Origin of the sequence: Desulfonatronum zhilinae, from assembly GCF_900182865.1 — a bacterium.
In the GTDB taxonomy this organism is placed as follows: domain Bacteria; phylum Desulfobacterota; class Desulfovibrionia; order Desulfovibrionales; family Desulfonatronaceae; genus Desulfonatronum; species Desulfonatronum lacustre.
Map to the genome: position 1 here is coordinate 151,942 of NZ_FXUJ01000008.1, position 10,397 is coordinate 162,338.

7 protein-coding genes are annotated in these 10,397 nt (G+C 59.6%); all 7 read left to right on the plus strand.

The genetic code is table 11. The annotated features are described in order from the left end of the window. Positions 1–58 precede the first annotated feature (58 nt). The 7 genes from AC559A_RS08765 (at position 59) to AC559A_RS08795 (ending at position 10,150) form a co-directional block, all read left to right on the plus strand. Positions 59–1,966 (plus strand): MASE3 domain-containing protein, encoded by a 1,908-nt coding sequence (locus AC559A_RS08765; RefSeq protein WP_498817516.1) that lies wholly within the window; start codon positions 59–61, stop codon positions 1,964–1,966. Continuing rightward, a complete protein-coding gene (locus AC559A_RS08770; protein WP_498817518.1) occupies positions 1,963–3,396 on the plus strand; it encodes a sigma-54-dependent transcriptional regulator in 1,434 nt (477 codons plus the stop codon). Before AC559A_RS08765 ends, AC559A_RS08770 begins: the two co-directional genes overlap by 4 nt. Before the next feature lie 408 nt (positions 3,397–3,804). Beyond that, a complete protein-coding gene (locus AC559A_RS08775; protein WP_498817520.1) occupies positions 3,805–4,236 on the plus strand; it encodes a response regulator in 432 nt (143 codons plus the stop codon). Next, entirely contained in the window at positions 4,233–6,272 is a 2,040-nt protein-coding gene (locus tag AC559A_RS08780; protein ID WP_498817522.1) for a methyl-accepting chemotaxis protein, read from the plus strand. The genes AC559A_RS08775 and AC559A_RS08780 overlap by 4 nt, the downstream gene beginning before the upstream one ends. Positions 6,273–6,398: 126 nt before the next feature. Further along, positions 6,399–6,902, plus strand: coding sequence for a chemotaxis protein CheW (locus AC559A_RS08785; protein ID WP_498817523.1), 504 nt, complete (start codon positions 6,399–6,401; stop codon positions 6,900–6,902). Between the two features lie 92 nt (positions 6,903–6,994). After that, positions 6,995–9,244 (plus strand): sensor histidine kinase, encoded by a 2,250-nt coding sequence (locus AC559A_RS08790; RefSeq protein WP_498817525.1) that lies wholly within the window; start codon positions 6,995–6,997, stop codon positions 9,242–9,244. Between the two features lie 69 nt (positions 9,245–9,313). Further along, positions 9,314–10,150, plus strand: coding sequence for a CheR family methyltransferase (locus AC559A_RS08795; protein ID WP_498817527.1), 837 nt, complete (start codon positions 9,314–9,316; stop codon positions 10,148–10,150). Positions 10,151–10,397: the final 247 nt, after the last annotated feature.

Genomic DNA, 10,397 nt, shown 5'->3' on the forward strand with positions numbered 1-10,397 from the left:
AGGGCCGGGCACGGAATGTAAATTTTCCGAGTATCTCTGGTACATCCTCGGATGTGCGATGCTCGGGCTTTTGATCATCGTCAGCCGATACAACGCCACGCTTTTTCACGGCATGGCGGAAGTCTTTTCCATTGCCGTGGCCTGGGCCTTGTTCATGCTGGTCTGGAACGCCCGGCGCTTCATCAACAACGACGCCCTGCTTCTGCTGGGATCGGCCTATCTGTTCATCGGTTTCATCGACCTCCTGCATGTCCTGGCCTTGCTGCGACAAGACCTCTTTTTCGATGCGCTGGCCGCGGACCTGCCCACCCAGCTCCGGCTCGCCGGTCGGTACATGGAAGGGCTGGCCCTGCTGCTGTTCGCGCTTGTCCTGGGCCGCGGCTTGCGTCCCTTCATCGGTCTGCTCTTCTGGGCCGGCATGACCCTGTTCCTGCTGGGCGTCATTTTTTATTGGCGGGTGGGGCCGGTCATCTATCTGGACGGCGGTGGGGCGACTTCTTTCAGGTTTTGGAGTGAATTCGTCGTCTGCCTGTTTCTACTGGCCGCCCTGGCGGCGCTTTTCCGTCGTCGCGGCCTGCTCGACGTCAAGGTTTACGGGCTGATCTCCCTGGCCGTGATCGCCTCTCTGGCGGCCGAGTCCACGTTCATCTTCCAGGGGGACGTCGACGTTCATTCCAACGTCGTCGGCCATCTGCTGAAAATCATCTCGTACATGTTCGTCTACCTGGCCCTGATCCGTTCCGGATTGATCCGCCCTTTTGATCTGCTGTACCGGAATTTGGAACGGGAAAAGGCCGAACTGCTGACAACCAGACAGCATCTGAACCTGATTTTCGACACGGCCCCGGCCCTGATTTGGCAGAAGGACCGCCATGGAAAATATTTGCAGGTGAACAAGGTTTTTTGCCAAGCCGTCGGGTTGGAGCGGGAGCGGATCGTCGGCAGAATCGACCAGGACGTCTTTCCACCCAAGATCGCGCTGAAATACAACCAGGACGACCAGGAGGTGCTGCGCACGGGCCGCGACAAGATCGGCATTGAGGAGCAGTATGTCAGTGCCGCGGGGAAACTGGGGTGGGTCGTGACGGACAAGATGGTCTATCGGGACCGGGACGGCAATATTGCCGGAATCATCGGCTTTGCCAAGGACGTTACCGATAGCAAGCAGGCCCAGATGCGCGAAAAGACCCATCAGGATCAACTGGCCCAGGCCGCCAAGATGACCGCGCTGGGCACCCTGGTGGCCGGCGTGGCCCACGAGGTGAACAACCCCAATAACTTCATCATTCTGAACACGCCGTTGTTGGAGGAAGTCTGGGCCGACTCCCTGCCGGTCCTGGAGGCGCACCATGCCGGCCATCCGGAGTTCATGCTGGCCGGGATGCCCTATCCGCGGATGCGCGACAACGTGGCCAGGCTGTTCTCGGGCATCCATGAAGGCAGCAAACGGATCAAGCGGATCGTCGCAGAGCTGAAGACCTTTGCGCGGCAGGTTCCCTTGGACATGGTCGGCGAGGTGCGGCTCAACCAAGTGGTCGAGGCGGCCCTGACCATGCTCCGCAAGACCATCGCCGAGCATACCAGCCGGTTCGAGACGCGACTGGACCCGGATATCCCTCCGGTGCGGGGCGACTTCCAGAAACTGGAGCAGGTGGTCGTCAATCTGCTGATCAACGCCTGCCAGGCCCTGCCGGACAAGGACCGCCGGATTGTCCTGGAAACCTATTTCGAACCTGCCGAGGAAGCCGTGGTTTTGCGCATCACCGACGAAGGAGAGGGGATCGTCCCGGAAAACATCGAACGGGTCTGCGATCCGTTCTTCAGCACCCGGCACGGTATCGGCGGCACCGGCCTGGGCCTGTCCATCACCTCGTCCATTATCCAAACCCATAAAGGCCGGATGACCTTTGATTCCGCGCCGGGTTTGGGGACCACCGTGACGATTTTTCTCAAGGCGGCATCATGAAGTCGAGCACTGAATCCGCATGGCCGATCTTTCTCGTGGATGACGAAGAGCCGCTCTTGGACAGCCTGGGCATGACCCTGCTCGCCGCCGGTTTTGGGAACGTGGAAACCTTCACCGACGGCCAAGCCGTGCTGGACCGGCTGCCGGATGTCCGGTGCGCCCTACTTTTGCTGGACCTGTTCATGCCGGGCAGGGTGCCTGGAGAAGAGATTCTGGAGCGCTTCCGTTCCGAGGCCCCTCATGTTCCCGTGGTGGTGATCACCGGCGTGGACGAGGCCGGGACTGCCGTCCGGTGCATGAAGGCCGGAGCCTTCGACTACCTGATCAAGCCGGTGGAGCAGGCTCTGCTGCTGGCCACGGTGCGTCGCGCCCTGGATCATGCCCGGCTGCTGCGTCAGAATATTCATTTGCGCGACAAGCTCCTCACGGAGCGCCTGGATCAACCCGAGGCGTTCAACGGGATCATCACCGAAAATCGCCGAATGCAGGCCATCTTCCGGTACATGGAAGTAATCGCGCCCACCGTCGAGCCGGTGCTGATCACCGGAGAGACCGGGACGGGCAAGGACCTCATGGCCACGGCTCTGCACCGGCTCAGCGGACGCGGCGGGCCGTTTGTCGCCGTCAACGTGGCCGGGCTGGACGACAACATGTTTGCGGACACGCTGTTCGGCCACGTCAAGGGGGCGTTCACCGACGCCGGACAGGAACGGCGGGGCATGGTGGAGCAGGCCGCGGGCGGGACGCTGTTTTTGGACGAGATCGGCGATTTGTCCCTTGGCTCGCAGGTCAAGCTCCTCAAGTTGATCCAGGATCACGAGTACCTTCCACTGGGCGCGGAAAGGCCGCATCGGAGCAGGGCCCGGATCGTGGCGGCCACCAACCAGGACCTGGAAATTGCCGAACGTAAAGGGTTGTTTCGCAAGGATCTGTTCTACAGGATCAACACCTATCACGTGCACCTGCCTCCCCTGCGGGAGCGGGGGCGCGACGTCCTGCTGCTGGCGGAGCATTATCTGCGTCAGGCTTGCGATTCTTTGAAGGTCCCGTGTGGACGAATTGATCCATTGTTGGCGGACCGGCTCCTGTCCCATCCCTTTCCGGGCAATGTCCGGGAACTGCGCTCCCTGATCTTCAACACCATGGCCCAGGGAGGGGTTCAGGCATTGGAAAAGAATATGGCCGCCCTGATCAAGACCCCCGTCCGTCACCCCGATGTTCCGGCCTCGGCACCAGAACCGGGCCCTGCACAGATACCGGCACAGGGAACGGACATCCTCTTCCCCGATCCCCTGCCGACCATGGACCAGACCCTTCAAGAGCTGGTCCGGGAAGCTCTGCGCCGTTCCGGCGGCAACCAGGCCGCCGCCGCCCGAATGCTCGGCATTTCTAGGCAGGCCATGCACCAGCGGCTCAGTCAGCGGCGCTGAGGCTAAATAATATGAAATCCCTAAGGGATGTCGTCGTATAGCCGGTGGTTTCAACCACCGGAAAATGGGTACCACATTTATGAGTCCTGAAGGGACGGCGTAACTTCCTTCTTCTTCCTTCTCCTGCGTCAATCCAGCTTGACGGAAGCCATCTGTCAAGTCCTCTTGACCTCACCATCCATCACGCCCCAAAAACTCTCTTTCCCCATATTCCTCCTGGTGGTCGTCAATCTGGCTTGACACCGTCGCCGATATGGCGCGCGCCAAAATCACGGGCAATACATCTGTATTTCAATTGGTTGGATTGTACACGCTCCCTGGCACGGCAAATGCTTTGGACAGTCATGGCGCCATGTCGGTCAATCAGGGCCGAACATGGTGGAAGGCAACCATTTGAACAGGTGCACCGTGTCCCAAAAAACGATCCTCATCGTGGACGATGAAGAAGAGGTCCTCTTTTCCCTCGGGCTTGTACTGCGTCGGGCCGGTTACACCGTGCTGGAGGCCGGGCACGGCATCGAGGCCTTGTCCGTGATGGCCGAGGCCGTTCGAACCGGACAAGGGGTCGATCTGGTGATTACGGACCTCAGGATGCCGTATATGGACGGCCCGGAGTTGCTGGCCGCCATGCATCGCAGGGGATTTACCTCGAATGTCATGGTCATGACTGGGTATGCCCACGACGTGCTTGCCGCGGAATGGCAATGCACGGGATGCCCAAAAATTATCTACAAACCCTTTGAAGCCGAGGAACTGCTGCGGGAGGTCGCCGGGGCGCTGGATCGTGATCCTGTACCGGCTGGTCGCGTAACCATTCAAAGACTGGAGGGAGTGCAATGAAGAACATGAAACTCGGGCTGAAAATCGGCATGGGATTTGGGATATTGATCCTCATCTCCTGCCTGTTGGGCGGGCTGGCCGTTTGGAACATGAACAGCGTGGGGCAAGACTCCGAGCGGCTGGCCAAGGCCTATGTGCCGGAAGTGGCCGTGGCCAACCAGATAGAGCGGAATGCCCTGCAGGTGATGTACGCCATCCGGGGCTATGGATTCACCGAGCAAGCGAACTATCTGGAAGAGGGGCGCAGGGAACTGGACGAACTGCGTAACTCCCTGGCCGACGCCCTGAGGCTCTCCGAGCAACAGAGTCTGCCAGCTCTGCGGGACAAGGCCCGGACAGCGGAAGAGCGGGTTAAGGAATATGCTACGCTGGTGGAACAGACCACCTCCTCCATCCAGGCCATGAACGCGGACCGGCAGGCCCTGGATGCTGGCGCGGCCCTGTTCATGCAAAACGCCGAGGACTTTCTGACCTCCCAGAACGAGGCCATGACTCGTGAAATTAATCAAGAAACAACCCCTGCGGCTCTGCGGGAACGACTGGATAAGATCAATCTGATCAACGATATCCTCGACGCGGGCAATGCTCTGCGAATCCAGGTCTGGAGGGCTCAGGCAGAGCGCGACGTGGCCCAGGTGGAGCAGGCTATGGACCGGTTCGGCGTTATTGAACGTCACCTGGAAACCATTCGAACTACAACCCGTCAGGAAGCCAATCTCCGGCAGTTGGCCGCGATCCGTGAAGCTGCCGACGCGTATCGCACCGCCATGGTTTCCTTGGTCAGGAACTGGCGGACCTTGGATCAGCTCGGAGACAGGCGTACCGAAACGGGTTACCAGGTCCTGGCGGTGGCCCAGGAGACCGCTCAGTTGGGTATGGATCAGACCCAGGGTATTGCCAACGATGCCGTGACCAACCTCGGGCAGGCCTCCTTCGTGATGCTGGTCGGCCTGGGTATTGCCCTGCTTTTGGGAATCATCATTGCCGTGTTCCTGACCCGGGCCATTACCTTGCCCGTGGGCAAGGGCGTGCGCTTTTCCGAGGATCTTTCCGAAGGTGAGTTGGATGCCAAGTTGGATGTGGACCAGAAGGATGAAGTCGGGATGCTGGGTCAGGCCATGCAGGCCATGCAGGCCAAGCTTCGAGAGATCGTGGGCGAGGTCAAAGCTGCCTCGGAGAACGTGGCTTCCGGTAGCGAGGAGCTTTCGGCCTCGGCGGAGCAGATGTCCCAGGGGGCTACGGAACAGGCCGCTGCCGTGGAAGAGGTCTCTTCGAGCATGGAAGAGATGACCGCGAATATCAGGCAGAACGCGGACAACGCGGCCCAGACCGAGAAGATCGCCCTGCAGGCGGCCAAAGACGCCCAGGAAGGCGGGCAGGCCGTGTCCCAGACCGTGACAGCCATGAAGCAGATCGCGGAGAAGATCTCCATCATCGAGGAAATCGCCCGGCAGACCAATTTGCTGGCCCTGAACGCGGCCATCGAGGCGGCCCGGGCCGGGGATGCGGGCAAGGGGTTCGCGGTCGTGGCCGCCGAAGTGCGCAAGCTGGCCGAGCGCAGCGGCTCCGCGGCAACGGAGATCAGCGAACTGTCCAGGTCCAGCGTGCAGGTGGCCGAGCAGGCCGGGGAAATGCTGGTCAAGATCGTCCCGGACATCCAGCGCACCGCGGAACTGATCCAGGAGATCAACGCGGCCAGCCGGGAACAGAGCATCGGCGTGGAGCAGATCAACAAGGCCATCCAGCAACTGGACCAGGTCATCCAGCAGAACGCCTCGGCAGCCGAGGAAATGGCCTCCACCTCCGAGGAACTGTCCAGCCAAGCCGAGGAACTCCAGGCCACCATGGCCTTCTTCAAGATGAGCGGTTCGGGTACGTTGTCCGGATCCCGAAAGACCACCGGGCGCGCCACGCACACCAACATGCTTGCCCCCGCCTCTCGCAAGCCTGCTCCCGTGGCCCAATCGGCCAAGACGGGCGGACTGGCCTTGAACATGGGGCCGGACAAGGGTGACGACGAGTTCGAGAAGTTCTAGGGCGGAATGGGTTCAACGGTTCAATGGTTCACGGTTCAACGGTTGGGGTCGTGCTCTTCGCCTCATCAACCGTTGAACCGTTGAACCGTGAACCCCTGAACCATAAAAATCCCGGAGGAAAACGATATGGACGAAAAACAGAGCAAGAATCTGAATCAATACCTGACCTTCACCCTGGACAAGGAACTGTACGCCATGGACATCGCCAAGGTTCGGGAAGTCCTGGAGTACACGGACATCACCCGTGTGCCCCGGACCCCGGAGTTCCTGCGCGGGGTGATCAATGTTCGGGGGCGGGCCGTGCCCGTGGTGGACATGCGCCTCAAGTTCGGCATGAGCCGGACCGAGCGAACCGTGAACACCTGCATCATCATCACCGAAGTGGACGTGGACGGCGAAACGACTGTTCTCGGAGCCCTGTCCGACTCGGTCCGGGAAGTCTTCGACCTGGAGCCCGACCAGATCGAACCCGCCCCACGGCTGGGCACGCGGATCAAGACCGAATTCATCGAAGGCATGGGCAAGCAGGGCGACGAGTTCATCATCATCCTGAACATCGACAAGATTTTTTCCGCGGATGAACTCTCCGTGGTGCTGGGGGTCGGAGAAGAGGAAGCCAAGGCGGCGTAGTCCGCCTCAGAGACCACGGTTCTCCGGATCGCGGATGGTCGCGGTCCGGGGAACCGAATTAGGATATCACCTTTTCGGTCGCGGAGGTGGAGATGGCTCGGAACACATGTGTCGTGCTTTTTGTCGCCGTGCTCTGCCTTGTCGGTTCGGTCCGGGATGCTCTGGCTGTTCATGCCGAGCCTCGCGTGCTGTTGATCACCTCCTATCACCAGGGCGACGATTGGAACGACGGCGTGGTTCGCGGGATTCAGGACATCCTGGAGCCGCCGGGCAACGTGGAACTGGCGGTGGAGTATCTGGATGTCCGTCGCCGGAGCATGGAGCCGGACTACCAGACGGCAATCACCAACTTTCTGCGCGGAAAGTACCTGGAAACGGCTCCAGACTTGATCATCGTCGCGGACGACGCGGCCCTGGACTTTCTGATTGCGGTCCGAGCGGAGCTGTTTCCCGACGTTCCCGTGGTGTTTTGCGGGATCAACAATTTTACCCCCCAACGCATCCAGGGCCAGACCAACATCACCGGAGTCAATGAGGTGGTAAGCATCCGGTCGACCATGGAACTGGCCCTGCGGTTGTTCCCGAAAACTGAGCGGATACTGGCCATCATGGACGAGCATTCGGCTGTCAGCCGGGTGAATTCGGACTATTTTCGAGCCGTGGCCGAAGCCTTTCCTCCGGGCATCGAAATCCAGGAGTTGCTGAATCTGACGGTTCAGGATGCTCCAGGGCGCCTCTCAACGATTCCTCAAAACAGCGTCCTGCTGCGTCTGACCACGCTCCTCGATCCAGAAGGGGGCTACATGCCCCTGGACCAAAGCATGCGGCTCATCGCCGGGGCATCGCCGGTACCGGTGTTCACGGTCTGGGATTTCGACATGGGGCACGGCGCTCTGGGCGGTGTCGTGGTCAGTTCCCTGGAGCAGGGCCACGCGGCTGGCAAGCTGGCCTTGGATATCCTCGCCCATCCAGGCGTCGCGCTTCCCCCCGTGGTCATGGAAAGCCCCAATGTGGCACTGTTTGATCATCAGCAGATGCTTCGTTTCGGTCTTCCTGAAAACAAGCTCCCCGCCGACGCTCAGATTCTGGGCAAATCTCCAAGTCTGTATGCCGAATTCATGGTCTGGTTCTGGATAGGCTTCCTGGTCATCGCGTTGCTGGTTGCTCTGGTTTTGGTTCTTCTGGCGTGGATCGCTTATCGTCGGCGAGTGACCGCCAAACTGAAGGAGAGCGAAGATCGATATCGACGCATTGTGGATACCGCCAAGGAAGGCATCTGGGTGCTGGACGGAGACTTCAAGACCACGTTCGTCAACCAGCGCATGGCTGATATGCTGGGCTGTACTCCGGAGGAGGTATTGGGCAATCCCAGGGATGTGTTTATGTTTGCCGAAGACATTGCGGACCATGAGACGCGGATGCAAAGGCGGACCATGGGGACATCGGAAAGCTACGAGCGGCGATTTCGGCGTAAGGATGGAACAACGCTCTGGACGCTTGTTTCCGGTACGCCTCTGCTGGATGCCCAGGGCCGGATCGTCGGTTCCTTCGGCATGTTCGCGGATATCTCCACACGCAAGGCCGTGGAGGAGGAGCTCCGGCGCACCAGCGAGGCCCTGCGCAAGGCCCTGGCTGAAAAGGACATGTTTTTCTCCATCATCGCCCATGATCTGCGCTCGCCCATGACCGGCCTTCTGGCCTTCGTGCGACAGTTTTCCGAGGATGTAAGGGCCTTCTCCCTGGAGCACCTGCGAGAACTCGCCCCCAGGATAAAGCAGTCAGCGGAAGACCTGTTTTCACTGCTGGATAACCTTTTGGAGTGGGCCACCATGCAGCGCGGGGTAAGCAAATTCGAACCCGAACCCCAGGAGATGGAAGACCTGATCTCCACGAACATCGAGCTGGCCCGCCCGACGGCGGATCAGAAGGATATCGCCCTGCACCGCGTGGTCGTGCCCGGACTTCGCGTTCATGCGGACCGGCACATGCTGAACACCATGTTGCGCAACCTGATTGCCAATGCGATCAAGTTCACCAATCCCGGCGGGAACGTGACTGTTTCAGCGGTACAGGACGGGGATTCGGTTCAGATTCGCGTCCAGGACGACGGGATCGGCATGGACCAGGAAACCGTGGTGAAAATTTTCGCCATTGATCAAAAAACGACCCGGGCCGGAACCAGAGGGGAGCGGAGCACCGGACTGGGCCTGATTCTGTGCAAGGAGTTCGCGGAAAAGCATGGCGGCCGGATCGAAGTGGAAAGCCAACCCGGCAAAGGGTCGACGTTTATCATCGTCTTGCCGCGGAATAGTGACACTCGTCCCCTCCAGGCACGTTTTTAGACCATTTTCCGCGAAATGAACCGACATCATCTTACGTGACATCCGACACAAAGGCAGGATAGTTGCATATTGGAAGGCATTGATCCGTCACTCGGACAGATCCTCGAGCATCTTCTGGAGAACCGAGGGATCGATTTTTCCGGCTACCACCCGGCCATGCTGGAACGCCGCGTCAAGCAGCGTCTGCGCGTCGCGGGATGTGGGGACGTTGCCGGGTATCGCGCCTTTTTACTGAACAACCCAGGTGAAATCGACAACCTCCTGGATGCGATAACCATCAATGTCAGCCGGTTTTTCCGGGACACCCTGACCTTCGAGCTGATCGCCGATCAAATCCTGCCGGCCCTGGCCAAGGCGAAGATGAACAGGAACGAGGCGTCGCTGCGCATCTGGTCCGCCGGCTGCGCCCGGGGCGAGGAACCGTATTCCATGGCTATGCTGACCCGTGAGCTGCGCAACAAGGAAGGCTGGCCCGAGCATGTGCATTGTTTTGCCACGGACATTGACCCCAAGGCCCTGGGCGCGGCGGGCAAGGCACAATATACTTCGGAAAGCCTGAAGAACGTGAAATTCAGGCTGTTGAACAAGTATTTTTCACGGCAGGGCGAATTGTTCGCTCTGAACCCGGAGATCAGGGAGATGGTTTCGTTCTCGCAGTACGATTTGCTGGACAAAACGCGCGGCGTTCCCCCGGAAAGCGTGTTCGGCGGCTTCGACCTGGTGCTGTGCCGCAACGTACTGATCTACTTCAACCTGCATTACCAGGCCAGGATATTCGAGCGGCTTCATCGCGCACTGAATCCCAATGGATTTCTCGTGTTGGGCATGGCGGAAGCCCTGCCGGAGAAGTATCGGAGTCGTTTCCAGCGGGTGTTCGCGTTCAGCTCGATCTATGGCAGACGGTAGGAGACAAAAAGGGGTTCTTCGACGTTTAATGTGGAATTGACTGACCACAATCTGTTTAGGTAGCCCTCTCCGCAGGAGGGCTTGCCATGTTTGCTGAAGAAATTTTTGCCTTGGGCCTGGGCCTTACGCCGCCTTGGAAAGTTATGAGCCAACATCTCGACACAGAGGATACTCCGACCAAGCTCATGTTAGAGATCGGAGCCGAGCGAGGTGCCCTGTATCCGTGTCCCAAATGCGGTTCCGCATG

Bases quoted from the DNA above. Each gene is read 5' to 3' on its own strand.
- AC559A_RS08790 (WP_498817525.1), top strand. From the start codon at position 6,995: ATGGCTCGGAACACATGTGTCGTGCTTTTTGTCGCCGTGCTCTGCCTT.
- AC559A_RS08780 (WP_498817522.1), top strand. From the start codon at position 4,233: ATGAAGAACATGAAACTCGGGCTGAAAATCGGCATGGGATTTGGGATA.
- AC559A_RS08765 (WP_498817516.1), top strand. From the start codon at position 59: ATGCTCGGGCTTTTGATCATCGTCAGCCGATACAACGCCACGCTTTTT.
- AC559A_RS08770 (WP_498817518.1), top strand. From the start codon at position 1,963: ATGAAGTCGAGCACTGAATCCGCATGGCCGATCTTTCTCGTGGATGAC.
- AC559A_RS08785 (WP_498817523.1), top strand. From the start codon at position 6,399: ATGGACGAAAAACAGAGCAAGAATCTGAATCAATACCTGACCTTCACC.